The organism is Bacillus sp. Medicinal_06, from assembly GCF_056711665.1.
Window position 1 is genome coordinate 19,618 of record NZ_JBWYHD010000003.1, and the last position, 26,808, is coordinate 46,425.

At 35.7% G+C, this 26,808-nt stretch carries 27 protein-coding genes and 1 pseudogene; 6 read left to right on the forward strand and 22 right to left on the reverse strand.

Going from position 1 to position 26,808, the window contains the following annotated elements; all coding sequences use genetic code 11:
- Positions 1–262: 262 nt before the first annotated feature.
- Complete coding sequence (locus AC1M36_RS07215; RefSeq protein WP_336454015.1) at positions 263–1,144, reverse strand: LysR family transcriptional regulator; 882 nt, start codon at positions 1,142–1,144, stop codon at positions 263–265.
- A 201-nt stretch (positions 1,145–1,345) separates the two neighbouring features.
- Here AC1M36_RS07215 and AC1M36_RS07220 point away from each other — a divergent pair, with 201 nt between their 5' ends.
- The 4 genes from AC1M36_RS07220 (at position 1,346) to tatC (ending at position 5,281) form a co-directional block, all read left to right on the forward strand.
- Positions 1,346–2,566 carry an amidohydrolase gene (locus AC1M36_RS07220; RefSeq protein WP_336454016.1) on the forward strand — a complete coding sequence of 407 codons (1,221 nt, stop codon included), beginning with the start codon at positions 1,346–1,348 and terminating at the stop codon, positions 2,564–2,566.
- Between the two features lie 111 nt (positions 2,567–2,677).
- Positions 2,678–4,093: an amidohydrolase family protein gene (locus AC1M36_RS07225; protein WP_479845689.1), complete on the forward strand. Its 1,416-nt coding sequence runs from the start codon at positions 2,678–2,680 to the stop codon at positions 4,091–4,093.
- A gap of 184 nt (positions 4,094–4,277) precedes the next feature.
- Positions 4,278–4,481 (forward strand): twin-arginine translocase TatA/TatE family subunit, encoded by a 204-nt coding sequence (locus AC1M36_RS07230; protein WP_336454018.1) that lies wholly within the window; start codon positions 4,278–4,280, stop codon positions 4,479–4,481.
- Between the two features lie 71 nt (positions 4,482–4,552).
- Positions 4,553–5,281: a twin-arginine translocase subunit TatC gene (tatC, locus tag AC1M36_RS07235; RefSeq protein ID WP_420792379.1), complete on the forward strand. Its 729-nt coding sequence runs from the start codon at positions 4,553–4,555 to the stop codon at positions 5,279–5,281.
- 151 nt (positions 5,282–5,432) lie between these two features.
- Here tatC and AC1M36_RS07240 read toward each other — a convergent pair whose 3' ends face one another.
- Together AC1M36_RS07240 and AC1M36_RS07245 are read right to left on the reverse strand one after the other, a co-directional pair.
- Positions 5,433–5,750: an antibiotic biosynthesis monooxygenase family protein gene (locus AC1M36_RS07240; RefSeq protein ID WP_336454020.1), complete on the reverse strand. Its 318-nt coding sequence runs from the start codon at positions 5,748–5,750 to the stop codon at positions 5,433–5,435.
- A gap of 182 nt (positions 5,751–5,932) precedes the next feature.
- Positions 5,933–7,300 (reverse strand): short-chain fatty acid transporter, encoded by a 1,368-nt coding sequence (locus AC1M36_RS07245; protein WP_336454021.1) that lies wholly within the window; start codon positions 7,298–7,300, stop codon positions 5,933–5,935.
- A gap of 339 nt (positions 7,301–7,639) precedes the next feature.
- Between AC1M36_RS07245 and AC1M36_RS07250 the strand changes: the two genes are divergently transcribed.
- Positions 7,640–8,650 (forward strand): D-alanyl-D-alanine carboxypeptidase family protein, encoded by a 1,011-nt coding sequence (locus AC1M36_RS07250; RefSeq protein WP_336454022.1) that lies wholly within the window; start codon positions 7,640–7,642, stop codon positions 8,648–8,650.
- Positions 8,651–8,710: 60 nt separating this feature from the next.
- Here the strand turns inward: AC1M36_RS07250 and AC1M36_RS07255 are convergent, their stop codons facing one another.
- The 4 genes and pseudogenes from AC1M36_RS07255 to AC1M36_RS07270 form a co-directional block, all read right to left on the reverse strand.
- Positions 8,711–9,478, reverse strand: coding sequence for a glycosyltransferase (locus tag AC1M36_RS07255; RefSeq protein ID WP_479845690.1), 768 nt, complete (start codon positions 9,476–9,478; stop codon positions 8,711–8,713).
- A gap of 170 nt (positions 9,479–9,648) precedes the next feature.
- Complete coding sequence (locus AC1M36_RS07260) at positions 9,649–10,179, reverse strand: AAA family ATPase (RefSeq protein WP_336454024.1); 531 nt, start codon at positions 10,177–10,179, stop codon at positions 9,649–9,651.
- 45 nt (positions 10,180–10,224) lie between these two features.
- A pseudogene (locus AC1M36_RS07265) lies at positions 10,225–10,323 on the reverse strand (DinB family protein); the annotation flags it as partial.
- A gap of 92 nt (positions 10,324–10,415) precedes the next feature.
- Positions 10,416–11,036, reverse strand: a complete 621-nt coding sequence (locus tag AC1M36_RS07270) for a flavin reductase family protein (RefSeq protein WP_336454025.1) — start codon at positions 11,034–11,036, stop codon at positions 10,416–10,418.
- 95 nt (positions 11,037–11,131) lie between these two features.
- Here AC1M36_RS07270 and AC1M36_RS07275 point away from each other — a divergent pair, with 95 nt between their 5' ends.
- Positions 11,132–11,809 carry an ArsR/SmtB family transcription factor gene (locus tag AC1M36_RS07275; RefSeq protein WP_336454026.1) on the forward strand — a complete coding sequence of 226 codons (678 nt, stop codon included), beginning with the start codon at positions 11,132–11,134 and terminating at the stop codon, positions 11,807–11,809.
- A gap of 378 nt (positions 11,810–12,187) precedes the next feature.
- Here AC1M36_RS07275 and AC1M36_RS07280 read toward each other — a convergent pair whose 3' ends face one another.
- The 15 genes from AC1M36_RS07280 to AC1M36_RS07350 all read right to left on the reverse strand — a co-directional run bounded on the left by AC1M36_RS07280 (position 12,188) and on the right by AC1M36_RS07350 (position 26,662).
- Entirely contained in the window at positions 12,188–12,595 is a 408-nt protein-coding gene (locus AC1M36_RS07280) for a hypothetical protein (protein WP_336454027.1), read from the reverse strand.
- Between the two features lie 159 nt (positions 12,596–12,754).
- Positions 12,755–14,695 carry an AMP-binding protein gene (locus AC1M36_RS07285; protein ID WP_479845691.1) on the reverse strand — a complete coding sequence of 647 codons (1,941 nt, stop codon included), beginning with the start codon at positions 14,693–14,695 and terminating at the stop codon, positions 12,755–12,757.
- A 48-nt stretch (positions 14,696–14,743) separates the two neighbouring features.
- Positions 14,744–16,285, reverse strand: coding sequence for an acyl-CoA carboxylase subunit beta (locus AC1M36_RS07290; protein ID WP_336454029.1), 1,542 nt, complete (start codon positions 16,283–16,285; stop codon positions 14,744–14,746).
- A 2-nt stretch (positions 16,286–16,287) separates the two neighbouring features.
- Positions 16,288–17,076 carry an enoyl-CoA hydratase gene (locus tag AC1M36_RS07295; RefSeq protein ID WP_336454030.1) on the reverse strand — a complete coding sequence of 263 codons (789 nt, stop codon included), beginning with the start codon at positions 17,074–17,076 and terminating at the stop codon, positions 16,288–16,290.
- A 4-nt stretch (positions 17,077–17,080) separates the two neighbouring features.
- The gene (locus AC1M36_RS07300; protein ID WP_336454031.1) at positions 17,081–17,992 is read right to left on the reverse strand and encodes a hydroxymethylglutaryl-CoA lyase; all 912 of its coding nucleotides are present in this window, start codon (positions 17,990–17,992) and stop codon (positions 17,081–17,083) included.
- A gap of 22 nt (positions 17,993–18,014) precedes the next feature.
- On the reverse strand, positions 18,015–18,230 hold the full coding sequence (locus tag AC1M36_RS07305) for an acetyl-CoA carboxylase biotin carboxyl carrier protein subunit (protein WP_002056745.1): 216 nt from the start codon (positions 18,228–18,230) through the stop codon (positions 18,015–18,017).
- 27 nt (positions 18,231–18,257) lie between these two features.
- Complete coding sequence (locus tag AC1M36_RS07310) at positions 18,258–19,595, reverse strand: acetyl-CoA carboxylase biotin carboxylase subunit (protein WP_479845692.1); 1,338 nt, start codon at positions 19,593–19,595, stop codon at positions 18,258–18,260.
- A gap of 14 nt (positions 19,596–19,609) precedes the next feature.
- A complete protein-coding gene (locus AC1M36_RS07315) occupies positions 19,610–20,755 on the reverse strand; it encodes an acyl-CoA dehydrogenase (RefSeq protein WP_336454033.1) in 1,146 nt (381 codons plus the stop codon).
- A gap of 215 nt (positions 20,756–20,970) precedes the next feature.
- On the reverse strand, positions 20,971–21,939 hold the full coding sequence (locus AC1M36_RS07320) for a YbgA family protein (RefSeq protein ID WP_479845693.1): 969 nt from the start codon (positions 21,937–21,939) through the stop codon (positions 20,971–20,973).
- A gap of 4 nt (positions 21,940–21,943) precedes the next feature.
- A complete protein-coding gene (locus tag AC1M36_RS07325; RefSeq protein ID WP_336454034.1) occupies positions 21,944–22,597 on the reverse strand; it encodes a TetR/AcrR family transcriptional regulator in 654 nt (217 codons plus the stop codon).
- Between the two features lie 24 nt (positions 22,598–22,621).
- A complete protein-coding gene (locus tag AC1M36_RS07330; RefSeq protein WP_336454035.1) occupies positions 22,622–23,641 on the reverse strand; it encodes an ABC transporter permease in 1,020 nt (339 codons plus the stop codon).
- The gene (locus tag AC1M36_RS07335) at positions 23,638–24,363 is read right to left on the reverse strand and encodes an ABC transporter ATP-binding protein (protein WP_336454036.1); all 726 of its coding nucleotides are present in this window, start codon (positions 24,361–24,363) and stop codon (positions 23,638–23,640) included. Before AC1M36_RS07335 ends, AC1M36_RS07330 begins: the two co-directional genes overlap by 4 nt.
- Positions 24,364–24,562: 199 nt before the next feature.
- Positions 24,563–24,814 (reverse strand): hypothetical protein, encoded by a 252-nt coding sequence (locus AC1M36_RS07340; protein ID WP_207994510.1) that lies wholly within the window; start codon positions 24,812–24,814, stop codon positions 24,563–24,565.
- A 1,074-nt stretch (positions 24,815–25,888) separates the two neighbouring features.
- Positions 25,889–26,272: a VOC family protein gene (locus AC1M36_RS07345; RefSeq protein ID WP_336454037.1), complete on the reverse strand. Its 384-nt coding sequence runs from the start codon at positions 26,270–26,272 to the stop codon at positions 25,889–25,891.
- Between the two features lie 111 nt (positions 26,273–26,383).
- Positions 26,384–26,662, reverse strand: coding sequence for an ArsR/SmtB family transcription factor (locus AC1M36_RS07350; RefSeq protein WP_336454038.1), 279 nt, complete (start codon positions 26,660–26,662; stop codon positions 26,384–26,386).
- Positions 26,663–26,808: the final 146 nt, after the last annotated feature.

Consider the following 26,808-nt stretch of genomic DNA (forward strand, 5'->3'; position numbering starts at 1 on the left):
ATATTGTTTCACGATTTCAAGGAAATGCTCTTTACTTTCCCTCCTCTCTATCATCCCCTCTGGTAGCTATTGGAGAAATGATAGTCCCTTCCCTTTGTTGTAAAATATTAAAATATGAATATGTAGGGTTATTGCCTCTGAACCATTATTTACTGTAATCAAAATGATTGCCTAATAAGAATTGAAAATTTGCTTTATTGAGAAGTCTCTGCTTCAGTGATAATCGCTGCTTTATATAGTTTTTTCAAACTTTACACATATGTCATTTTTTCAATATAAACTTATATAAATTAACAAAGTTTTGAGCGATACTTGATAATTCATGATACTTCAACCAAATTAATCCTGTAGAGGCCGCTAAATCTGTATCAGCAATTTGAAAAGCTTGTATAGGATAATCTTTATATCGCTGAATTACGGTTTCCGGAACGATGGAGGCTCCAAAGTCAGACGCAACTAAATCTAATAGAACAGATATATCAGAACATTCAGCAATGATATTCGGGCATAACTGATATTTAGAAAATAAATCCAAAATCATATTGTATACCCCTAATCCCTCTGTACTAGGCAAGATTAATGGTAATTTTTTTATCTCCTCCAAAGTAACTTTATGATTAGCTAATTGCTGTTTTTTTGAAGTAATAAAATAGAACGGTTCTGTATGAAGATGGATAACAGAAAAGTCGTCCAACATCAGCGGCAAGCGAATGATCGCCAACTCTACTACTCTATCTCTCACTAGCTGACAAAGCTGAGCTGATTCATTTTGTTGAATTTTATACGTAACTCTAGGATACCTTTCATGAAATTGTTGCATCAAGTGAGGTAATTCGACTACTGATAAAGTATTGACACCAAGTGTCAGCCTACCTGTTATTCCATTCCCCACTTCTTTTACTTCCGATTTTGCTTCTTCTAATAACTGCGTCATTTTTAATGCATATTTATATAAAGCTTGACCTGCTTGCGTTACTTCTAAAAATTTTCCGGATCTCTCAACCAATTTAGTTCCTAGTTCCTGTTCCATCGCTTTTAAGTGTTGGCTGAGCGGAGGTTGCGAAATATGAAGCCTATGAGCAGCAGCCGAAATTTGTCTTTCCTCTACAATCGCAATAAAATAACGCAGTTGTCTTATATCCATAAATAGAAAACACTCCCTTGTGTATACGAAAAACTTAAGTGAAATTAATTTTTTTTATATTTTTCATATATTCTTCTTTAGTTTATCATAATCTTATGAATCTTTTTTAGATTTCTCTTGTAATATTCCCTGACTTATTGGAATTCCTCAAGGGAAAAAAGACCATTTTAATTATTTATAAAAGAAAGGACGGGATACTCTATGGACTCCGCTTTTTGGTTAATAAATGCCAAATTAGAAAACGGTCATCACGTTGAAAATGGTACCGTTATAGGAACAAAAACAGGCTCTTACCACCTTCTTATTGACAATGAAAAAATCGCAAAAATTGTTACGACTGATGAACCTTTTCAAGATCGTCTACCGAAAGTAGATGTGAAGCAGCTATTAATACTTCCATCGTTTATTGAAAAACACTGTCATTTGGATAAAACGATAGTGGGTGATCGTTGGAGAGCAGTAACACCTGTAAACAGTATTTTTGAACGACTTGAAATGGAAAAAGAGGTTCTTCCCTCTTTGTCTACTACTACTCAGGAGCGGGCGGAACATCTACTGGAGACTTTCTTAAAAGCTGGAGCTACCCATATTCGTACGCATGTAGATATTTATCCAGAAATCGGTTTGCAAAATTTAGAAGCTATTCAAAAGGTATTACAAACATTTGACGGCAAGTTATCTTATGAAATTGTTGCTTTCCCGCAGCACGGTTTATTGCGCACGCAATCAGGGAATCTAGTAAGAGAAGCAATTCGCCAAGGTGCCTCTCTTGTTGGTGGTGTTGACCCGGCGACTGTTGATGGGAATATCGAAGCATCATTACAAGAGATGATTGAGATTGCTGTTGAAGGAAATTCAGGTATCGATTTACATTTACATGATGCCAATGATCTTGGTATTTTAACGATGAAAAGGCTAGCTACCCTTACAAAAGAAGCCGGTCTGCAAGGAAAAGTCGCTATTAGCCACGCATTTGGTCTAGGAGATATTCCGCTACATCAAGCAAGTGAGATGGCAGAACTATTGGCTGATGCAGGAATTTCAATTATCACGAGCGTTCCAATTGACAGAAGTTTCCCTCCTGTAGGGTTATTACATAGTAGAGGCGTGGACGTTGCCGTCGGATGTGACAATATTTTTGATGTTTGGTCGCCATTTGGCAACGGTGATATTCTCGAACGCACCAGCCGTTTAGCGGAAATTTCAAATTGGGTAGATGAACAGTCCTTGGCACAAACTCTCGGATTTATTACGGGAGGAAAGACACCGCTCAATCATGAAGGGAAACAAGTTTGGCCGCAAGTCGGAGACGATGCAAATATCGTGTTTGTCGAAGCATCCTGCTCCGCTGAGGCTATTGCAAGAAGAGCAAAGCGCGCAGCCACTATGTTTAAAGGGAAAATCGTTACAGGTTTACTTTAACTGAGTGGGAAAAGCAAGAGCTTGATAGTTTATTTTAATGCAGCGATTAAGTGATAAAATGCATATCTTATTTAGGTTCCATGCAAAGCTTATAAAAGGAGGAAGTTCCAGATGGATCAAGAAAACAAAGGTTTTTCTCGCAGAAAGTTTCTAGGTAACGTCTGCAAAATTGGAGGGGCTACAGCAGTTCTCGGCGTCACGGACGCAATGGGATTATTTGTTCCTGAAACTATAAGCGTAAGCGCAGACGCAAAAGAAAAGAAAGATGATCACAACATCAAAAACCCGAAAAAAAATAGCTCCTACATGCTGTTGAATGTGCGATTAGAAAGCGGATATAGATATGAAAATGGTCAGGTTGTCGCAACAGATACCGTACTCTGCAATATTCAAATCGATAAAGGTATTATTACAAAAATATTAGATACAAAAGTTCCTTATAAAAAGAATATCGATCGCTATGATGCAAAAGGCATGCTGCTGCTTCCTTCCTTTAAAGATATGCATATTCATTTGGATAAAACCTTTTTTGGTGGTCCTTGGAGAGCTGCAAGTCAAAGAAAAAGCATTTTTGACATGATTGAAGTTGAACAGACGCTGCTACTTGAATTGCTGCCAACTGCCCAAGAGCGTGCGGAAAAATTAATTGAATTGATTCTCAGCTACGGATCAACATTTGCCAGAAGTCACTGCAACATTGATCCCGTCGTTGGCCTCAAAAATCTCGAGAGTTTAAAGCGCGCCTTAGCGAACTATTCAGATAAGCTATCGTACGAAATTGTCGCCTTCCCTCAACACGGCTTACTTCGTTCCAATACAGAGGGATTGCTACGAGAAGCTATGCAACTCGGAGCGACACATGTTGGCGGATTAGATCCAACTTTGGTTGACGTAGATATGGAAAAATCGCTGCAAACTATGGTCCAAATTGCGGTGGACTACAAGGCAGGCATTGATATTCACCTTCATGAAGGCGGCGATACAGGCTTGAAAGCAATTCGTCGATTAGCAGATTTAACTGAAGAAGCCGGTCTGCAGGGCAAAGTGACAATCAGCCATGCCTTCTCTCTCGCCTCGCTGACAGCCGGCGCCGACATCGAAATGGCAAACCGCCTTGCTTCACTGGGCATCTCGATTGCGTCAACTGTTCCAATAGGCAAAAATACGATGCCGATTCCACTTCTTCAAAAGCAAAAGGTGAATGTCATGCTTGGCAATGACAGTATTACAGATCACTGGTCCCCGCTCGGGATTGGTGACACGCTGCAAAAAGCCCATCTTGCTGCAGAGCTGTATGGATGGTCCTACGAATACAACTTGTCTCGCGCACTTTCTCTTGCTACCGGTGGCATTACGCCATTAGATGAGTCCGGTAAGCAAGTTTGGCCAAAGGTTGGCGATGCTGCTACCGCCGTACTCGTTCCAGCAAGCTGTTCGGCCGAAGCAGTAGCCCGGCTGCCAAAGCGCGCTGCCGTGCTACATAAAGGTACTCTGTCTGCGGGTTCTCTTGATAAAGCAAAAAACTAATCGATGCGAATACGAATAAAATTGACAAAGCTTTGTTTGGTATGCAACCGAGTAAATGAAAATGAATGAAAGGCGGAAAAACTACACAATAATTTCCACCTAAAGATGCTTTTTCCGAAATGTTTCCTAACATTGCTATAAGCATGTAAAAGGAATTATAAAATTCAATACTAAGGAGGATCTTATGTTTCAGAATATTGGAATCCCAGGATTATTACTCGTCTTAATACTCGCCCTGATTATTTTTGGCCCTTCTAAGTTACCGGAACTAGGAAGAGCATTCGGATCAACATTAAGAGAATTTAAAAAATCTACTAGAGATCTTATCACAGATGACACAGATGAGTTACAAAAAAATCTTAATAAGAAAGAAAAACTAGACAAATAGATGAATAGGAGATGTAGAGTATGTCTTACATCTCCTATTTCATGGGGTGATTAATATTGGAAGATAAAAATATGAAAACCGTTCAGCACCTTGAAGAGTTACGTAAACGTATTATTATCACTTTAGTTGCTTTTTTGCTGTTTTTTATACTAACATTTATATATGTACAAGATATTTATCATACACTGGTCAAAGATTTGCCATTTAAGCTAGCTCTATTAGGACCAAGTGATATCTTACTCGTTTATTTAACAATTTCCGCAATCGCTGCCGGCACGGTTACTATACCAGTTGCTGCACATCAAACTTGGTTGTTTGTACGTCCAGCGTTAACACCAAAAGAACAAAAGGTTACAATCGCTTATATTCCAGCACTTTTGATTCTATTCCTATTGGGGATTAGTTTTGGTTATTATATTTTACTTCCTCTTGTATTAAATTTTTTAATATCACTATCAAATGATATGTTTACTACTTTCTTTACAGCGGAGAAGTATTTCCAATTTTTGCTTCATATGACTTTGCCCTTTGGATTTCTATTTGAATTACCAGTTGTTATTATGTTTTTAACAAGTTTGGGAATTATCAATCCATACCGTCTGCAAAAAATTAGAAAATACGCCTATTTTCTATTAATAGTCGTTGCAGTTTTAATTACGCCGCCAGATTTTCTATCAGATTTCCTTGTAGCTATACCGTTACTACTCTTATATGAGGGAAGCCTCAGCTTATCTAAATTTGTATACAAACGGCAGCTAAGTGCTAAAGAAAGGAACAAAAAAACATACGAATATGTTTAATTTTTCAACTTGATGAAGCCCATGGAGTTTTTCCATGGGCTTTTACAGTATATCGAATTTTCACTATCAAGGTGAAAAATAAAGATCTAGAATATAAAGTGAAACTTTAATCAGCCCTCACCAATTGGGCCGTTAGTGCGGGATAAATGGTTTACATATTTTCAATGTTTTCCACTAACGTATAGTACCCACCTTCTACTCCTTCAATTAGGTGCTTAATCTTGTTTAAATGTTCGGAGAAGTCATTTTTCTCTAACCAGTTTTTATGATATTCAATACTCTCAAAAGTAGTCATCATAATTGCCTTATTATTATCAACAGATCGATGCCAACGACTACTAATCCAACCAGGAATACCTTTCCTCTTAAAGTTAAGTAATTCTTCAGCTTGGATAGCAACTAATTCATCTAGTTTACCTGGTTTGGCAGTAAATACATTAATCCACACTATTACTTTATTAGATTTCATCTACATCCCCCTTGAAGTAAAAAATCACCTTTTCTACATGAAATATCATGTATATCCGGAAAATTGATACTGAAATCTAGGTTGTTCATAAATATCCCTCCCGTACTTTTAGATTAGTTTTACTTTCATTTTAAGGATATTTCAATACCTTGACTTGATAGCAATGCGTATTCCTATTCAAGCTAATATACAAATAACATCAATAAACTTGTAACAATCCCGACCCAAATGCAGAGAATAAAACAATAGCCCATGATATCTTTAATTTTCAACCCTAGCACTCCTAATAGAGGTAGTGCCCAGAACGGCTGAATCAGATTTGTCCATGCGTCCCCCCATCCTACCGCCATAGCGATAGTAGCTGGATCTACACCTAGCTTCAACCCTGCTGGGACCTGCAGTGGTCCTTGCAAAGCCCATTGCCCTCCGCCAGATGGCGCCAATAAGTTCACCAATCCCGCTGACCAATATGTAAAAATATCAAATGTATCCTTTGACGCAATGGATGCCATCCATTCGATGATAGAGCTTCCCAATCCTGAACTTCCTAAAACAGCAATAATTCCTGCATAAAACGGAAACTGTAGGATAATTGGAGAAATGGATTGCGCGGATTCTTTGAATCCTTGTGCAAAATTGCCAAGAGAACCATGTAGTAGTAAACCGAGTGATAAGAAAAACAAATTAATGATATTTAAATCTAAGCTACGACCATTCATGAATTCATACACACAATACAACGTGCCGATCATACCTAATACTATTCCTAAAACCGGTGTCCATTCCAATTTTTCCGCAGTAGTTAAATCCTTTTGAGGTGGTTTTACAAAAGAATTTGTATCTATTTCGGGTGCTTTATACCTAATAATTCCGCTTTTTGGAGCCATAAGTACGATAATAATTGGCATCGTGATGAATAGAGTGAAAAAAATAATTAGAGTAGAGTAGCTAAAGATTGTTTGTGAGGTAGGAATAATTCCAATCATATCTGCAAGAAAATGATCTTTTGTGGCAATTGTCAAGCCAATGGAACTGGAGAGGCCTGCGCTATATAAGGCTGTCGGAGCATAAGCGGCTGCAACGAGTAATGGAAAATGTGCATCTGGATTTTTTTTCGCTACTTCCTTCGCAATGATTGCTCCTACAACTACTGCTAATCCCCAATTGATATAGTATGCAATTGCACTGATCAAAAATGTCATCGTATAAGCCTTTTGAGGTGTGTCGGCTAACTTGGCAACAGACTGCAAACCTCTATTAATAAACGGGACGGAAGCTAACGTCATCCCCGTAACCATTAGCAATACCATTTGCATTGTAAAAGTTAAATAAGTCCAAAAACCATCCCCCCAAGATTTTACGATTGCGTATGGCTTTGTAGGGTTCATCAACAAGGCTACCATGAAAGTGAATAAAGTGAGCAGCACAGCGATAACAAAGGCATCCGGGACATATTTCTGAGACCACCTCGAAAATACATTTGCACACCTTGTAAGTAATGATTCTTTCTTTATTGGATTTGTATTCTTCTCCAACAGGGAATGCTTCATAAATATTCTCCTTTCCAAATTTTAATTAGGTAAATATGAATAACATTCCACAAAAGGAGATAAATTCCTTTATGCATACAGATTCTTTCCCCACTGGACTCAAAGGGATTTTTCATCTCTAACTGCTATTTCTATCTCATAATTTACTTCTGTCTTCTAATGCCTAATCTTCTTTATGTTTAAATATGAATGAAAGTACATTTCCTCCCTCATCATGACCATAATTATCCAATCTTTATATTTTCCTTATAATTCTTTAGAAATTCTTTAACTTTTCTTTCCCCCTAGTTAACTATTAATTTTTACACTAGTAATATCGATATACAAGGAGGATCGCTTATGCAACATTTCAAGAAATTGATGCTTCTTATCTTGTCTTTTCTTATTACTGCAATTCTTGTTTTTTATTTTTATTTCTATGTAAATGGACCTTCAATTCAAGCGCAATCAGCTATTTTAATAGATGCAAAATCAGGAGAAATTGTATATAAAAAAAATGAAGATACCCCTTTTCCTTCAGCTAGTTTATCAAAAATGATGACAGAGTATATTGTACTAGAACAAATACATAAAGGAACAATAAAATGGGATGATCATGTGAAAATAAGTAATCATTCTACTCAAACCGAAGGAAATAATATTGATATAACTACTAAAGATCAAATAACAGTTCTCGATTTATTTCATGCAATGGTTCTTGCATCTGACAATCGCGCGGCTGTATCTTTAGCAGAACATATTTCCAAAAACGAAAAAAACTTTACGCATTTAATGAATGAAAAAGCGGAACAATTGGGATTATCTAATAAAACTTATTTCGCCAATGCAACTGGCATAATGAATAAAGAAGAAAAATCTAAAATAACAGTCTTAGATGCCTCACAATTAGCCCAGCATTTAATAACAGATTATCCTATGATATTGGAAATCGCTCAATTAACCTCTTATCAATTCACTTTCAAAGATATACATGTTTTCAATACAAATAAAATGTTGTATTCACTTGATAGCAATGTGAAATTTAAAGGTGTCGATGGTTTACAAACTAGCTTTTCAAGTACCGCTGGATATAGTTTTGCGGGCACAGTAAAACAGGGAAACAAAAGATTTATTTCCATTGTAATAGAGGCAAATGGAGAAAATAGCGCATTTATCGAAACCAAAAAACTATTTACTTATGGTTCCGAGCCTGCTCATCTTCCATCTCTTCAATCCATTAAAGATTATGTGAAATCTTGGATATCTATGCTTCAGTTTGAAAATCTATTTTTACAAACACTAATAATTTTTCTTGTTATTGCTGTTTTACTATTAGTACATATACAAAAAAAAGATTCAGAGGATTTTTAATTTCAAAGCCTCTTTTACATAAAAAACCGACTTGCATTTTCAAAACAAGTCGGTTTATCTCTAGTTTTCTTTTTCTTTTTCATAATATAACTCATTTGCATATTTTCTATTTGTCCCCTTTAAGTATGCAAAAATAATTTGAGGTCTCTTTATCAATGCCCAATCACCGTGTTCATCAAATTTTCTACATGAAGTTGTCATATAAGCTTTCTTTATCGTAGTGAATTTTTTCCCACACGTCTTACCATGTTTTTTTAAACGCATCGCAAATTCTGCATCCTCAGCCATTAACAAACTTTCATTAAAACCACCAATTGCATTAAAGTCTTTCCTATAACACCAAAACATCCCAACTGATATGAACCCATATTTAAAAATGAGAGGAATAATTAAAAATAATCCCGATACTATAATTCCTAGTGAAATACGTTCAAACTTTCCTTTAACGCCCCCACCTATATATTTTCCAGTCATTAAATGCTTTTCTATTTCACTCAACATATTCTCACTCATCCAGCTATCTGCATCTATTGTAACAATGATTTCTCCTCTAGCTATTTTTGCACCAGCATTTCTTATTTTAGAAAGGTTTTTGTTTTCATCTTGTACAGTTATGCAATAATATGACTGTGCAATTTCTTCTGTTCGATCACTACAGCGATTTAGTACAACGATAACTTCAACCTGATCTTTATAAAGTTTTGATGCAGCCACAATGGAATCAAGACATCTAGCAATATACCTTTCTTCATTATGTGCGGGTATTATAATAGAAAACTTAATATCTTGTTCACTATCTCCCTGTGTAAAACAACTCCCTCTATCCATATCACATCTCTCCAGTACAAATTCCTTATATTAATTCATTCTCTTACTATAGAACAAATTTTTTATTCACATCGATTTATCAATGTGAATAAAAAACACCAAAATTCAAGATTTTCGCATAACGTCTCGGTGTTTTTGGCTTTATGACAACCATCATTATATAAAATCGTTCAATACAAAATTGGTATTCCTATTCTTGATAACTCAATCTCTGTATTATCTTTTAAAATAACTAACTTATCCTTATGTTGTCTCAACATATTTAGAATCTCTTTTTTACTATTTTTTTCAAAATCATTTGTCCACTTAAACATTTTCATAAACATTTCAAATGTAGGTGTATAGTTAGCCTTTTCTAAATTAAGTAACTGCAAAATAAATCTTTTTATTATTCTGGCTATCCTCTTAGCTACACTTACATCTAAAAATATAATTAATTCTGCACTTTGAAAGCTTTGTGATACCCATTGATGATGGGCACCTTCAACAATCCAAGCATCTGAATGTACAATAGTAGAAAGTTGTTCATCTCTTTCCTCAGGTGTATTTCTTACATCTCCATTTTTAGTCCTTCTCCAAACAATATTATCTAACTCATAATAAGAAATATTTAGTTGAGAAGACAATCCTCTTGCTAAGGTTGTTTTTCCACTTCCAACAGAACCAATGATATGAATTTTATTAGGTATAATACTTTTCAAGACAACCACCACTTTATAGATTTTTTACAAAATAGATTTCTCTGTTTACTCCATTAAACCTCTTCTAATTAAATTTGCTGAAACAGGCTGAAAATTCAACTCTCTTGCCCAAATAGATAATTGACCAATATGATGGATTTCATGTCAGGGCATCAATTAATTGTTTAAAATCGCTTCTTTCAAAATATTTAAGTTCAATCAATTTCTCTTACACCTCTACTTGAAAACACGTATTTTTAACTTTCTGCTCGATAATTCCTTCCTAACTCTTCTCCTATTGAAAAATAATGTCTAAAGTTATAAAATAACGGACTCCATTTTTGTGGATTAATATGATTTTCTCCTTTTATAATCTCTTCATGCGCGTGAACACGAATGACTTCCGCTTCAACAATTGCAAAGAAAGGATCATATTCAGGAATTCGAATTTCTTTTACCTTTACTTCAATTTGTAGTGGACATTCTTGAATACGCTTTGGCTTTACGAATTGTGAATCACATGGTGTAAAACCGGCTATTGTAAATTTATCTTTTTGATATGTAAATCCCATTTCTTGTTTATAAACCGGGATATTTTCCACCCCTGTATAAGGCGCAATTTTTTCTACTTGCTCCCACTGCAATGAAGAAGGTAAATTAATTACACACTCTCTATTTCTTTCAAGATTTTCAATTGATTTCCCTCCAAGTCCAACACCTAAAATAATATAGTTACCTAAAGCCCATGAAGAAGACATTGGACTTATATTTGTTGTTCCATCTTCATTTAATGTTGATAATAAATAAATTGGCATTCCGTAATATAAAATTTTTGGTTTAATTTCTTTACAGGAACCTTGTTGAAATGAGAAATCCATAAAATCACTCCTATTCTTATTTCTTCATTTACATTGTAAAACACAAATAATTCCATTATCATCGAAATATGGATGTAAAATAAGGAGTGATGCAAATGAATGTAAATGTAGCAAAAATAGCTTATCTTATTAGCGATACATCACGAGCAACAATTCTAGTTCAACTTTTGGATGGTCGTCCACATCCAGCTACTGAATTAGCAAATGCCGCAAAAATCCAACCACAAACAGCTAGTTTTCATCTTCAAAAACTATATGAAGCACAGATTATAGATGTTGAAAAACATGGTAGACACCGTTATTACAAAATAGCCAATCATGAAATAGCAGAATCATTAGAAAAAATACTATATCTAACTCCTCCAGAACCAATTCGATCCTTTAAGCAATCAAAGGAGTCTAAAGAAATTCAATATGCCAGAACTTGTTATGACCACTTAGCTGGAAAGTTAGGTGTTGAAATTACAAATTCGCTTTTAAATAACAACATATTAATTAAGGAAGATTTACAATTTAAAGTAACGAAAAAAGGACAAGAATTTTTCGTAAGTTTTGGTATTGATTTAGATTCGTTACATAAAAAAAGAAGGTTTTTTTCAAAGTGTTGCTTAGACTGGAGTGAACGGCAACATCATATAGCAGGATCCTTAGGAAATGCAATATTAGAAAGAATGATAGAACGCAAATGGATTACAAGAGCCTTGGAAACGAGAGCTGTATATGTAACTCCTTTAGGCAAGCAACAAATATTTAGTACATTTCTTATAAAGTAAAGCTTCTATAAAAAAATCCATCCCCTCATATACAGAAGAAAACTCGCTTCCCTATATTACAAAGGTTACGAGTTTTACTTCTTACCAGTCATCATAAATGATAGAATCTAATATGATTATGGTAGCCGTGTTACTTGTTAGGGGGTGGAGCTGTCGTAGAATCCATGAAAATAATGAACTCTATTCAATACTATATGTAAGAGAATGAAAAGTGCTTGTACAATTGTAAAAATCATCAAAAACATATGTATTACTCATATATTAACTAATTAATATGAATTCCAATTTTATCTCATATAAGATCACTTTCAAAATTTAGAGAATGATATAAAAAGAGGCCATTTACAAAGTAAACAACCTCTTTTTAAACATAATAAGCTAGTTATTACCATTTAAAAGATTACGAAACTCTGCCGGAACTTCTGCAGCAGGAGTTGGTGGCACTTCAAGTACTGCAATTATCTCACAAAGAGATAGTGTGAGCGTTGCAACTGGAGGGCCTGCTATTGTTAGAGTAACAACATCACAATTTACCGATACAACAGTACCAGTAATTGTTGTTAATACACCTCTAAGTGCAATAACTACAGTTCTACCTCTTAATGCTCTTAGTGTCTGGAAGATACCAGTTGTGCAACAACAATCGCATTTTTCATTTCGATCTTTTTTGCACTCCTTAAATTCTTTCCAACAGTCATCATCATGATCATTCCAGCATTTAGAACGCCTTTTTGAATCACTACACTTAGAATATTTTTTTTCATACCAACCTTCACGACAACCCATAATTTCACCCCTTTATCCTTTTACTATAAATTATGTAAAAAGAAATAAAGTGATAGAGACAAACACATAGATACAAGAAAACAAACAACTGTCCTATATTTTGTTTAAAATAAAGACAATAAAAAAATGAGCTCTTTATAAAGAACTCATTTTTTATTATTATATTTGTTTAGCTTTTAATCCTTGAATATATGAAACAACCTCTGGATTTACTAAAGAAGATAAATCACCCAATTCCTTACCTAAATACGCCGCTTTAATTACTCGTCTCATCACTTTTGAATTGCGCGTTTTCGGCAAATCTTCTACAACGTGAATATCTTTTGGGCATAACGCCTTCCCAATATGTGAATTTACTAAATTCATCAATTCTTTTTTGAGTTCCGTTGTAAATATTGTTCCTTCCCGTAAAACAACGAAACAGTGACAAACCTCGCCTTTCACATCATCTGGTACACCTATTGCTGCTGCTTCGATTACATCATGGTGCTTTACAATAATCGATTCATATTCAGCTGGCCCAATACGCTTCCCAGCAATATTCAATGTATCATCAGAACGTCCTGTAATAATATATTGCTCTCCGTCATAGATTATCCAATCACCATGTACCCATTTGTTTTCAAAACGTGACCAATACGTATTGACGTAGCGCTCATCATCTTCCCAGAAACTTTTCGTCATTCCAACCCATGGTTTTTCTAAACATAATTCTCCAACTTCATCACGGATTGGACTACCTTGTTCATCTAATACAACCGCTGCCATTCCAGGTAAAGGTGCATTAAAACTAATCGGTGCAATTGGTTTAACTAGGACATTCCCAAATATTCCTCCAGAAATTTCTGTTCCACCTGAATAGTTACAAATTGGTACTTTCCCTTTTCCAACTGTTTCAAAAAGCCACATCCAAGGATCTGGATTCCAAGGTTCACCCGTTGATGCGAATACTTCTAAACTTTCTAGAGAATGTTTCTTTACATATTCATCACCTTTTGCCATCAATGCTCGAATTAATGTCGGTGAAATCCCAAGATGAGTAATTTGATATCGATCAACCGTTTCCCATAATCGATCTGCTTCTGGATAATCTGGAACACCTTCGTACATGACCATTGTTGCCCCATTAATAAGAGAGCCAAATAATAAAAACGGCCCCATCATCCAGCCCATATCAGTCACCCATAATACACGATCACCTTGCTTAATGTTCATACCAAACCCTGCATCAAATGCCGATTTCAGAGGAAACCCAGCGTGCGTGTGTACCGTTCCTTTCGGCTTGCCAGTCGTCCCAGATGTATAAATGAGCATAAGCGGGTCATCACTTTTCATTTCCTCAGCATGTGTAAATGGTTTTTCTTTTTCTAAAACACTCCATGAAACATCATAATTGTGAGGTATAAAATCATTTCCAGCATGACGAACAATAACAACCTTTTCAACAGATGGACAATGTTCGCACGCTTTATCGACCTCATCTTTTAAAGAAACAATTTTACCGCGACGTGAGAATCCATCGGCTGTAATAATCATTTTTGATCCTGCTGCTTGTACACGCGTCATAACTGCATCAGCTGCAAACCCAGAAAAAATCGGGGAAATAATCGCACCTATTTTCATTACTGCCAGCATGGCAACAACTGTCTCTGGAATCATTGGCATGTAAATTGTTACGCGATCACCTTTCTCAATACCCATATGTTTCAATCCATTGGCAACACGACTCACCCAACTATCAAGTTCTTCATATGTAAATGATTTTGTTGTGCCATCTTCGCCTTCGTACATGAGGGCAAGTTGTTGTTTTGTCTCTTCATCTGCAAGCCAACGAGATACCACAGATTCTACTACATTACATGTCCCATCTTTATACCACTGTGCAAACGGTGTACCGTTTGCTAAATCTAATACTTCTGTATACGGCTTCATCCATTGATAACCAACTGCACGTTCTGCTTCCCCCCAAAACCATGCAGTTTCTTCAATTGACTTATCATAAAATGCTTCATAATCTTCATAACCAAGCGATTTCATCCACCCGTATAAACGTGTTTTGTCTTTATATTCTTCTGTTGGAAACCAAACGGCTTGCTTCAATGTTTTCCCCTCCTCATTTTTCGAACAAGAAAGCCCTAAATAGGGCTTTTATACTGGATAAACTGGATGTTTTCGATCTGTAAACACTTGATATTTACTCATGTACATGTCAAAGCGTTTCTTTAACTCTTCACGTAAATCATTCGGATGAACAATACCATCAATTACCATTTCAGATGCTAGACGGTAAATATCAATATCTTGTTTATACTCTTCACGTTTTTCTGCAATAAAGCTCGCACGTTCTTCTTCTGGCAACGCTGCAATTTTGTTTGCATATACAGCATTAACGGCAGCTTCAGGTCCCATTACAGCAATAGAAGCCGTCGGCAAAGCAAGACAGCAATCAGGCTCGAAAGCTGGACCTGCCATTGCATATAGACCAGCACCATATGCTTTCCGAACAACGATTGAAATTTTCGGTACTGTCGCTTCACTCATTGCAGAAATCATTTTTGCACCGTGACGAATAATACCAGCTCTTTCAACTTTCGTTCCAATCATAAACCCAGGTACATCGGCAAGGAATAATAATGGAATATGATACGCATCACATAAATTAATAAACTTCGCTGCTTTATCGGCAGAATCGTGGAATAATACGCCACCTTTCATGCGTGGTTGGTTTGCAACAATACCAATAGGTTTCCCATCGATTCGTCCTAACCCTGTAATAAGTTCTTGTGCAAATAATTTTTTTACTTCAAAGAAAGAACCTTCATCGATAATACGATTAATAAGATCTTTCATATTAAAAGGTGCATTTTGATTTTCTGGGATGATTTGTTCTAACGTTTTTTCGAATTGCTTTGGTTCTTGAGGTGTTACCTTAGGAGCATTTTCTTGGTAATTACTTGGGAAGTAAGAAATATACTGTCTTGCCTGAGCAATTGCATCTTCTTCTGTCTTACATAAAACATCGCCGCATCCTGATACGGAACAATGCATACGAGCGCCGCCCATTTCCTCTAGTGTTACTTTTTCACCAATAACCATCTCAGCCATACGCGGAGAACCTAAATACATAGAAGCATTTCCCTCCACCATCATAACAACGTCACAGAAAGCTGGAATATAAGCACCGCCAGCTGCTGATGGACCAAATAGTAAACAAATTTGTGGCACCTTACCTGATAGCTTCACTTGGTTATAAAAAATGCGTCCTGCGCCGCGGCGGCCTGGGAACATTTCAACTTGGTCAGTAATACGTGCACCTGCAGAATCAACGAGATAGAAAAGTGGTACACGTAATTTTTCTGCTGTCTCCTGGATACGTAAAATCTTTTCAACAGTACGAGAACCCCAAGATCCTGCCTTAACTGTTGAATCATTTGCCATAACACATACAGTGCGGCCATGTATTTTCCCTGTTGCCGTTACAACACCATCCGCTGGTAAACCTGTTTGCTCACAATTTGCAAATAATGCATCTTCTACATACTCACCGTTATCAAATAGAAGAGCTAAACGATCTCGAACAAAGATTTTTCCTTTCGCTTTATTTTGCTCATGATATTTTGGTGCTCCGCCTTGTTTAATTGTTTCAACACGTTCTGCAAATGAATTCGATTGTTGTTTTTGTTCTAGCACAGTTACTCCCCCTTATACATCGGTTTACGTTTTTCCTTAAATGCTTGTAATCCTTCTAATCGATCTTTCGTATGAATTACGCCTTCATACGCTTGCTTTTCCATTTGTAATCCGGTATGCAAATCTACTTGTATACCATTTGAGATTGCTTGTTTTGCTAATCGAATAGCAATTGGGCCGTTACTAGCAATGCGTTCTGCTATTTCAATTGCTTTTTCTTCTAGTAAGTTAGCTGGTACAACGAACTCGACCATTCCATATTCCTTTGCTTCATGCGCTGAAATGCGTCTCGCCGTATAAATTAATTCCTTTGCCCTGCCGACACCAATTAATCTTGGCAGACGCTGCGTACCACCAGCTCCTGGGATAATAGCTAAAGATGTTTCAGTGAGTCCAAGGCTCGCTGTTTCTGCTGCAATTCTAAAATCACACGCTAAACTTAATTCGGTACCACCACCAAGTGCAATTCCATTTATTGCAGCAATAACAGGTTGTGATAATTGCTCAATCATATCCATTGTAGAACGAATCATCCCAACTGCATGACGTACTTGATCTTCATTCATATTGGCACGTTCTTTTAAATCTGCTCCAGCACAAAATGCTTTTTCACCATAGCCTGTTAAAATGACAACACGAACATTGGAATTCTCATTAATATGACTTAATGTAGATTGCAACTCTTCTAATAGTGCAAGAGATAATGAGTTTGCTTGTTGCTGGCGATTTAATGTTATTTTTACGATATGTGGTGTTACATACTCTACTGAAATGTTTTGTAATTGTAGCATTTGATCACCTACTTATTGTTTTATGTTGCAATGCTTTATACACATGACTTGGCAATTGAATATTTAGCTTGCTTTGAATAAATTGGCTAGCCCTTAATAATTTTTCTTCATTTATATTTGTTTGTACGCCCATTTTATGGAGCATATGTACTAAATCATCAGTCGCGATATTTCCTGATGCTCCTGGTGCATAAGGACAACCGCCAAGACCGCCACAAGAACTATCAAATGTTGTAATGCCGTACTCTAATGATTTAACAACATTCGCAAGCGCCATCCCGTACGTATTATGAAAATGCATTGCAAATTGAGAAGAATCATATTTTTTTAGTAAATGCTCTAACACACGCTCTACTTGCAATGGATTTGCTACACCAATCGTATCTCCAAGAGAAACTTCATAAATACCGTATGAAAAGAGTTGATTACATAGTTCATCTACAGCATCAATGCTCACGTCTCCTTCATAAGGACAACCAAAAACAGTAGAAACGTAACCTCTTACTCTTTTACCTGCGAACTGTGCTTGCTTTGTAATATCTTGCACGACAGATAATGCTTCTTTAATGGACTTATTGATATTGCTTTTATTATGTGACTCACTTGCTGATAAAAAAACATTCACCTCATCTACATTTTGCAAAAGAGCTCGTTCCAAACCATTTTGATTTGGAACAAGCGCAGCATATGTAACATCTGAATTCCGCTTTAACTCTGCGAATACATCACCCGCATCAGCTAAAGCAGGAATCCATTTTGGGTGAACGAAAGAGGAAACTTCAATATATGATAATCCAGCTTCTGAAAGTAATTGAATCCATTTCACTTTATCTTTTGTGCCAACAATTTGCTTTTCATTTTGCAAACCATCACGTGGTCCCACTTCTTTAATGACAGCAAAAGTAGGTAGCTTCAATACATTTCACCCCTTCTTCTCCCTATTCAATCTCTACTAATACATCTCCTTCATTTACAAAATCGCCCTCTTGCACATTAATTTTCATGACTGTGCCAGCTTCTTCTGAAACGATTGGAATTTCCATTTTCATAGATTCCAAAATGACGACATCCTGTTCTTCTTCTACTGTATCTCCTACTCCCACAACAATTTTCCAAACATTACCTGCCATCGATGCATACACTTTTGTCATCATTTTTTCCCCCTTTAATATTCATGAACCTTATTTTTTTACAAGTTGTTTTGTTACAAAACCTGTTGTATAAATACCACTTTGGAAGACTTCATCTTCTAGCACTTGGAGTAGCATGGATGTATTTGTCTTAATACCTGCTACTTTCAAGTTTTGAAGTGCATCCTGTAATTTTCGAATTGCTTCTTCACGCGTTTCACCATGAGCAATTACTTTTGCAATCATCGGATCATAAAACGGTGTAATTGTCACATTATTTTCTAAAAAGTGATCAATGCGCACTGTTTCTGGTAATGTTATATCCGTAATTTTCCCAGGTGATGGGAAGAATGTTTTTGGATCTTCCGCATAAATACGTGCTTCAATGGCATGACCACTAAGATTTATATCCTCCTGTGTAAAGGAGAGTTTTTCACCAGATGCAATAAGTAATTGTTGTTCTACAAGGTCTAGTCCAGTAATTTCTTCTGTAACAGGATGCTCCACTTGTAATCTTGTGTTCATTTCTAAGAAATAGAAGTTTTTCTTGTCATCTACAAGGAATTCAACAGTACCCGCATTCGTATAACCAAGAGCTTTTGCTGCTTGTATAGCAACTTCTCCCATTGCTTTACGTGTCTCTTCATCTAAAAATGGAGACGGTGCTTCTTCAATCACTTTTTGATTTCGACGCTGTACAGAGCACTCCCGTTCCCATAAATACACTGTATTTCCATGAGTATCAGCTAAAAGCTGAATTTCGATATGATGTGCGTCTGCAATATATCGTTCTAAGTACATTTCACCATTACCAAAGAAGTTTTGCGCACGCGTTTTATTACTTTCAAACGCCTTGGTGAGCGTTTGCTCAGTTTCCATCAACTGCATTCCAATGCCTCCGCCGCCCGCGGATGCCTTCAACATTAATGGATAACCAATTTGTTTTGCGATTTCAATTGCTTCTTCAGCAGTTTCAATATTTGTTGTAATGCCTGGTACAACTGGAACATTTGCCTCTTGCATTGCCAAACGTGATTCAATTTTGCTTCCCATTTTAGCAATAATTTCTTCAGAAGGACCGATAAATACAATCCCTTCTTCTTTACAGCGAATCGCGAAGGAAGGATTTTCTGACAATAATCCATATCCCGGATGAATCGCTTCCGCATTTGTTTTCTTAGCAATTTCAATTATCTTTTCAAGGTTTAAATAACTCTCTTGAACACGTGGGCCACCAACTAAATAAGCCTCATTTGCTAGTTTTACATGAAGTGCATTTTCATCTGCCTCGGAATAAATAGCAACGGTACGAATTCCAAGCTTTCGACAAGTTTTAATAATTCGAACTGCGATTTCCCCGCGATTAGCGATTAATATTTTTTGAAACATAGTGAGTCCTCCTTTTATCTACACCCTAAATGTCTTGCGATTACGAGACGTTGAATTTCAGAAGTTCCTTCACCAATTTCTAAAAGTTTTGCATCACGAATATGACGCTCAACTTCATATTCACGCATATAACCATATCCACCGTGAATTTGCACGGCTTGATTCGCAATACGACTTGCTGCTTCAGATGCAAATAACTTTGCCATAGCTGCTTCTTTACCGAAAGGTTTATCATGATCTTTTAACCAAGCTGCTTTATGTACTAAATTACGTGCCAATTCCACTTCAGTAGCCATATCTGCCAATTTAAATTGAATCGCTTGGAAATTAGAAATCGTTTTTCCGAATTGTTGGCGCTCTTTTGCATATTGAAGTGCACGCTCAAAAGCAGACTGTGCAATCCCTACAGCTAATGCTGCAATTGAAATACGCCCTCCATCAAGTGTATATAAGAATTGTTTAAATCCTTTATTTACATCACCAAGAATATTTTCTTTTGGCACACGAACGCTATCAAGTACGATTTCGCAAGTATTAGAAGCACGAACACCCATCTTATCGTATGGACTTGAAATCGTTAATCCTTCACTATTTGTTGGCACAATAAATGCAGAAATACGTTTTTTACCACTTTCTTCAACACCATTGACAGCGGTTACAATAATTGTATTTGCATACTCAGCATTTGTGATCCAACACTTCTCGCCACTAATCACATATTCATCGCCATCTAAAAATGCTTTTGTTTGTGTGCCACCTGCATCGGATCCAGCATTCGGTTCAGTTAAACCAAAAGCACCTAATGTTTTTCCGGATGCCATTGGTACTAAATACTTCTGCTTTTGTTCTTCTGTACCAAAGTAATAAATTGGAGAAGCACCTAATGAAATTGTTGCAGCATAACTTAAACCTGTACCGCCACAAGCACGGCCAATTTCTTCAACAGCTAACGCGTAAGATAGAGTATCACCGCCAGAACCTCCATACTCTTCTGGGAATGGGATTCCTAATAATCCTAGTTCGCCCATTTTTTGAAACGTTTCATATGGAAATTCAGCTGTTTTGTCATAGTACACAGCTTTTGGTGCGATTTCCTTTTCGGCAAAGTCACGTACCATTTCTTTAATCATTTGTTTTTCGCGAGTTAGAGTAAATTCCATTCCGCTACACACCCCTTATCGAATATTGAGTTTCGACAGCGTGCGAGTCTGTACTACAAACATTACTTTTTAAAAGACAAGAATAGTAGTTAGATAATTGCTATAATTCTGTCATAACTTAATTTTAAAACAGAATCTGTACTCATGCACAAAAAAATTCCTACATTGTTCTACAACAACATAGGAATAATTGTGTCGAATTATGCGATTTTTCTTTAATAATCTCTACCTTTACCTGAATCTGATATTTCCACTAACGCTTCTGGATACGGTTCAAAATATGTTTGTCGTAATAAATAATTTTCTTCGAATCGAATCGCCCATGATTTTAAGATTGTAAGCAAACTGCTAAGTGGAATTTTCTTTTCAGCATACTTGTGAAGCAATTCCAAAAAATGCTCTTTTTCTTGTCTCTTTAACTTCGTTTTAAAGTATCCAAAAATATGCTCACATACATTTATATTCGATGTATAGCGCGGTGTGCGCATTAACAATTCATGCAAAGTCTTCTCATAATTTTCAAAAACAACTTCAATCTTTTCCTTTTTCTGATTCGCGATAATACGCCCTAATTCTTTCTGTTTCACTTGATTATATGCCATAAATAAATATTTATAATCAGACTGAAAATGAATGAGATCTTTCAAGTCTCTATTTTGTTTTAATGTTTTAAAATTAGCGACTGTAAACAGCCGAGTAAAGAAGTGTTTGCGGATAATAAAATTCGACAATCTACCTTCTTCCTCTATTGCAATATGCGAAAATTTTTTTAATACAGCGCCACCAAACAAACCAGTACCCTTCTCTTTTACTGGTGATTTTTCATATCCTGTATAAATTTTCACATCTCTAGTTCCACAACTTGGAGAACGATTCTTTAAAATAAAACCGTCAACATCTGGTAAAGAACTTAAAAATTGATCAGAAAAACTTTGCATTCTCTCTGTTATATCTTCTTTTGTTGAAGGTTGTACAAGTTTGTGAATTCCTCTATCTTCAACAACTCGAATCGTTTCACGAGGGATTCCTAATCCGATTTCTACTTCAGGGCATACTGGAATAAATGTAACAAACGGTTGTAAATTTCGAATTGTAATATCAGAAATCATTTCCCCATTATAACGACAAGCATCAAATTCTAGGCATTTACTTACAACAACTGTTGGTTTTGCAAATTGTCGCATTTTATTACCTCCGTGGGGTCAATCCGTATAATATAAATTGAATTGTATTTTCAATTTCTGCTTCATCATCCCAGTCTTCTTCAGGTAATAGTAAAAATCGAGTTAAAATTAACCCCATTATAGCTGATAAAGTAAATCGAATAACTGAAGGAGTTGGCATTTCAATAATTTGTCCTTGTTCCTGAAAATGTACAATTATTTTTTTAAAGCGAGAAAAAAGTTCTTTCTCTACTAATTGTTGTATTTCATTTTTTAATTCTGGTTGAAACGGTACTTCTTGTATTAAAATTTTTAACATCGGAAAATGTTTTCTAGCAAATTCAAATCGATTTTGAATTGCTTTTCTTAAAAATTTTTCATACGTTTCATACGTATTCTCCAGTATTTCTTTTGCAAAAGCTTGTACGAAAAATGGAGCAGCAAACTTTGTTAAAGTTGGCATGACAACCGCCAATAGTAAATCTTTTTTCGTCTTGTAGTAGCGGAAGATTGTTCCTTCCGCTACACCGGCACGCTTTGCAATCTCACTTGTTGAAGTGGATGCATATCCTTTTTGTCCAAACATATCAACCGCCGCTTCTAATATACGCATCTGTCGTTCATTACGCTTATCTGTATCTGCACCAGCGATTAACTCTTCCAACCAATCATTTTTCATTCATCATGCCCCTTTTTATAAAAATTATATTCTACGATGTTTCCTCAAAGCATATACATTCCCTATTGCAAATAATAGCGCAAAAAGAAGTAACACACCAAGATCGCTTGCAATTTCAGTAAATCCTTGATTACGAATCATCACTTGTTTCATCGCATCAGCACCATATGTGAGCGGGAATAACTTCCCAAGCATTTGTAGCCACTTATTCATTGATTCCATTGGAAACAATCCTGAAAAGAAAATTTGCGGCACAATGACAAGTGGGATAAACTGAATCATTTGAAATTCGTTATTGGCGTATGCCGATAAAAAAGTACCTAGTGTTAATGCTGTTAGTGACAGCATACACGTAATTAATAACGTAAGCCAAGGCGATCCTGCTACATATAAATCAAGAATATAAACAGAGAAACTTACAATAATAACGGATTGTATAAACGCAAAAATACCAAATCCAACTATATAACCAACAACAATTTCCCAGCGGCGAACTGGAGTAGATAGCAGTCTTTCCAACGTCCCACTTAAACGTTCTCGTACAAAGGAAACTCCTGATAAAATAAAGACAAAGAAGAATGTGAAAAAGCCAATTAATACCTGTCCTAGTCCATCAAAAATCGTAAAATCTGCGGAACCATGTAAAAAATCAATTTTTGGTTTCATACCAGGCATTTCATTTTTTTCTGTACCCTTTTGCAGTACTTGTAGTACGGCACGATTTTTTGAAGAATCACTACCTTCCAGTAATACATTTATTTTTCCATTTTCTAAAGTTATAATGGCATCTATCTGTTGATTTTCCAACTTAGAACGTGCGTCTTCTTTACTATACTCATAAATGGTAGCGTCTTGCTTTTTCATTGATTCCACTATAAGCGTTGGAATATCTACTAATGCAATATGAGGAGTGTAATCTTTTTGTGTAAACACAAGCGATAATAACCAAAGAAGTAACATAGGAGCTCCAAACATCATTGCAAGTGATCGTTTATCTCGTAGAAACTGGCGAATAATCCGAATAATTACACCACTGACTCTCATGATTCAACCGCTCCTTCCAATAGAAAGACATCTTCAATCCGTCCTGATGAAGTTCGATCTTTTAAATCATTTGGGGTTCCCGTTGCAATTAACTTCCCATCTCTAATTAATCCAAGACGTTCACAAAATTCAGCTTCGTCCATAATATGTGTTGTCACAATAATCGTTGTTCCTTGTTCTTTGAGCTCATAAAATTTCTCCCAAACAGATTTGCGAAGAACTGGATCAATTCCAACAGTTGGTTCATCTAAAATCAATAATTTAGGTTCATGTAGAAGTGCGATAGCAAGTGATAAACGCTTCTTCATTCCACCGGAAAAATGCTGTACTTGTTTTTTAGCATGCTGTGATAATTGAACTAATGTAAATACTTCTTCTATTCTCTCTTTCTTACTCTTTCCTTTTAATCCATACATCGTCGCAATAAAATCTGCATTTTCATAAGCTGATAACTCTTCATACAGGGCATCAGCTTGTGCCATATACCCAATATGCTTCATCTCATTTAAATTAGGCATTTTCGTTCCTAGAGCTGTTACATCACCAGTCGTTGATTCACTAATACCAGCAATCATTTTGATAAGTGTCGTTTTTCCAGAACCCGAGGGACCTACTAAACCAAAAATCTCTTTGTCTGATACAGATAGTGAAATATTGTGTAATACTTCTTTTTTACCAAAACTTTTTGATACATCTTGCAAAATCACAGAAGGTTGCTGCAATAAAATCTCCTCCCTTTTAAAATGAGTGAGTACTCACTTTAATTCTACTCTTGAAGTATTATATGTCAAACTTTATTTATAAGTATTATTTTTTGCTTATTTCCAACAACTAACTTCGGCATACAACAATGAAACAGAGTCGACGATAGAATGAATTTCTCATTGCCGACTCTGTTTCATTTTAAACATTATTTATAAGCTATGTTTCTAAATTTAAATACTTTCTAATCCTAGCAAGATCAAAAGAATACTCAATTACTAATTGCTGTATAGGCAAAATGACTTTTTCAGGATACAAGTGCGCATATTTCAATGTTTCTGTATACTTTTCTAATCTTTTTTCTAAATACTTTACAATTTGTTCAGGGTGATTCACCAATAAACACTGACTATAATAATGAATTTGTTCTTCAATTGCTGTGTATTCCTCAATTTCAAATTCTTTATGCATGTGTACACTCCTTTATAAAAAGTTTTTTATATGCACAAACCATAAACATTCTAATTCAATTAAAAACTGAGTATTTTAATTATTTACACTATATCAAAGAAAGAACGTCAAAATTTGTTATTTTATGTAGTGTAGAACAAATTTAACAAAATTGTAATGGATACTTGTACTTAAAAACACCTATTTTTCATATAAAGTGAACCTTTAATCAGTGGGGATTTTCTTCATCCCCCACTGATTATTAGCCCTTACCAATCGGGCTTTTACTGGCAGTTGATCCCCCACCTCTCTTCCCCATTTCTCTCTGAATCTTGAGGTGGGGGTCTTACTACCCGTTAATGCGTGATAAACAGTTCCTTTTACTAATATATTTGGGTTTTTATTTTCTATCAAAATAGTTGCATTAGATAAATAAAAAAGTCGTGCAGCTTAATTTAATTGCACGACTACAATTTCTAGTCTGTTAAAAATCCTTATAAAAGTTCTATTAAATATATTTTTAGCACTTCTTATTAATTATGTTATTCATCTTTCAGCAAATGTTTTATTTTGTATTTTTTTATTTTTTCAATACGGTATGTGAAATTACTAACTTTACACTTCCTTCCTCCTTAACTACAATTACAGATATCAACTGCATTGTCGCTCTGTAAAGTTTTCTTTATTTTATCTATACCGCAGCAACACATATTGCTTTAAAAGATAGTTTGATTAGAAATCACTCTTTAAATCTTGATTCAGTGCATATTAAAATCCATTATTTTGAATAAAGATTGATCAATCCAATAGCTTCCTTCTAGTTTAGGAACTACTTTTTATAAAAAAGTTTGATTATTTTGATGTTCCTTGTTCAACTAACAGAATCCTAAGTTGAAGTGAACATATTCACAATGTTACATTTCCATTGTGGAATGATAACAACCTCATTTAATTTTAGACCTTATAAACATATAACCCCATCCTAAAAGTAGGACAGGGTTAACATAAGGTTTTTTATTTTTTAATAAAAAACACTTCACCTAACTTAAAACTTGCCAATAAATTCGTTTAGTACTAGGTTACTTCGTCATGAAGTTACTTCTGCACTATCTGGATAAAGTTGCCGCATGTATCGTCGAAGACAGCTATTGTGACTTCGCCCATTTTTGTCGGCTCCATAGTAAACTTCACGCCTTTTTCCAATAATCGTTCGTACTCTTTATTAATATCTGTAACGCCAAACATTGTTGCTGGGATGCCTTCAGCAAATATTTTCTTTTGATACTCTTTTGCGGCAGGATGTTCATTCGGTTCGAGTAAAAGCTCAGTACCGCCCTGATCATCAGGAGAAACAAGCGTTATCCACCTAAATTTTCCTACGGGAACGTCCTCCTTTTTTACAAACCCTAGCTTTTTTGAATAAAACTCCAGTGCCTTGTCTTGATCTTGTACAAATATACTAGTAACAACGATTTTCATATTATTTTTGCCTCCTTTTTTATTTGTGACGCATGTACTGTACTAACAGTCTGGTTTTCCGCAAAAACAACCCACATATTCGTCAGCAAGTCCTGTTACGATATTATAAAATTACTCTATCCATCCTTTCAGTAAGTTTTTAAGTGGTTCGTTGTTAAACATAAGTACTCGATATTTTCCCTTTCGCATTGATTCTACGAGCCCCGCATCTTCCAATGTAGTAAGATGTTTAGCAATCGCCTGTCGCGAAATGGAAAGGTCGTGCTTCATAATAAGACGTGCCGTAAGTTCATACAACGTCAGCTCGTTACGTTCGGATAGTTCGTCTAATATAAGCCGCCGAGTCGAGTCGCCAAGTGCTTTGAATATAGCGTCTTTGTCCCAATTCATATATCAAGTATAAGCAACTATATGGTTGCCGTCAACAATAAGCAACTGTAAAGTTACATGATAAAGGAACCGTATTATGCAATCTTAACAAGTTAAAGTCACATAATTGTAATTTGGAACCATTACAGAAATATAAACTGATTTTC

What these genes read in the sequence shown, in the direction of transcription:
- AC1M36_RS07220 (WP_336454016.1), top strand. Translation starts at nt 1,346, where the DNA reads ATGGACTCCGCTTTTTGGTTAATAAATGCCAAATTAGAAAACGGTCAT.
- AC1M36_RS07315 (WP_336454033.1), bottom strand. Translation starts at nt 20,755, where the DNA reads ATGGAATTTACTCTAACTCGCGAAAAACAAATGATTAAAGAAATGGTA.
- AC1M36_RS07340 (WP_207994510.1), bottom strand. Translation starts at nt 24,814, where the DNA reads ATGCATAAAGAATTTGAAATTGAGGAATACACAGCAATTGAAGAACAA.
- AC1M36_RS07325 (WP_336454034.1), bottom strand. Translation starts at nt 22,597, where the DNA reads ATGAAAAATGATTGGTTGGAAGAGTTAATCGCTGGTGCAGATACAGAT.
- AC1M36_RS07345 (WP_336454037.1), bottom strand. Translation starts at nt 26,272, where the DNA reads ATGAAAATCGTTGTTACTAGTATATTTGTACAAGATCAAGACAAGGCA.
- AC1M36_RS07280 (WP_336454027.1), bottom strand. Translation starts at nt 12,595, where the DNA reads ATGGGTTGTCGTGAAGGTTGGTATGAAAAAAAATATTCTAAGTGTAGT.
- AC1M36_RS07245 (WP_336454021.1), bottom strand. Translation starts at nt 7,300, where the DNA reads ATGAAGCATTCCCTGTTGGAGAAGAATACAAATCCAATAAAGAAAGAA.
- tatC (WP_420792379.1), top strand. Translation starts at nt 4,553, where the DNA reads ATGAAAACCGTTCAGCACCTTGAAGAGTTACGTAAACGTATTATTATC.
- AC1M36_RS07320 (WP_479845693.1), bottom strand. Translation starts at nt 21,939, where the DNA reads ATGCGACAATTTGCAAAACCAACAGTTGTTGTAAGTAAATGCCTAGAA.
- AC1M36_RS07215 (WP_336454015.1), bottom strand. Translation starts at nt 1,144, where the DNA reads ATGGATATAAGACAACTGCGTTATTTTATTGCGATTGTAGAGGAAAGA.
- AC1M36_RS07305 (WP_002056745.1), bottom strand. Translation starts at nt 18,230, where the DNA reads ATGATGACAAAAGTGTATGCATCGATGGCAGGTAATGTTTGGAAAATT.
- AC1M36_RS07330 (WP_336454035.1), bottom strand. Translation starts at nt 23,641, where the DNA reads ATGAGAGTCAGTGGTGTAATTATTCGGATTATTCGCCAGTTTCTACGA.
- AC1M36_RS07275 (WP_336454026.1), top strand. Translation starts at nt 11,132, where the DNA reads ATGAATGTAAATGTAGCAAAAATAGCTTATCTTATTAGCGATACATCA.
- AC1M36_RS07250 (WP_336454022.1), top strand. Translation starts at nt 7,640, where the DNA reads ATGCAACATTTCAAGAAATTGATGCTTCTTATCTTGTCTTTTCTTATT.
- AC1M36_RS07310 (WP_479845692.1), bottom strand. Translation starts at nt 19,595, where the DNA reads ATGTTTCAAAAAATATTAATCGCTAATCGCGGGGAAATCGCAGTTCGA.
- AC1M36_RS07295 (WP_336454030.1), bottom strand. Translation starts at nt 17,076, where the DNA reads ATGCTACAATTACAAAACATTTCAGTAGAGTATGTAACACCACATATC.
- AC1M36_RS07230 (WP_336454018.1), top strand. Translation starts at nt 4,278, where the DNA reads ATGTTTCAGAATATTGGAATCCCAGGATTATTACTCGTCTTAATACTC.
- AC1M36_RS07270 (WP_336454025.1), bottom strand. Translation starts at nt 11,036, where the DNA reads ATGGATTTCTCATTTCAACAAGGTTCCTGTAAAGAAATTAAACCAAAA.
- AC1M36_RS07240 (WP_336454020.1), bottom strand. Translation starts at nt 5,750, where the DNA reads ATGAAATCTAATAAAGTAATAGTGTGGATTAATGTATTTACTGCCAAA.
- AC1M36_RS07225 (WP_479845689.1), top strand. Translation starts at nt 2,678, where the DNA reads ATGGATCAAGAAAACAAAGGTTTTTCTCGCAGAAAGTTTCTAGGTAAC.
- AC1M36_RS07255 (WP_479845690.1), bottom strand. Translation starts at nt 9,478, where the DNA reads ATGGATAGAGGGAGTTGTTTTACACAGGGAGATAGTGAACAAGATATT.
- AC1M36_RS07350 (WP_336454038.1), bottom strand. Translation starts at nt 26,662, where the DNA reads ATGAATTGGGACAAAGACGCTATATTCAAAGCACTTGGCGACTCGACT.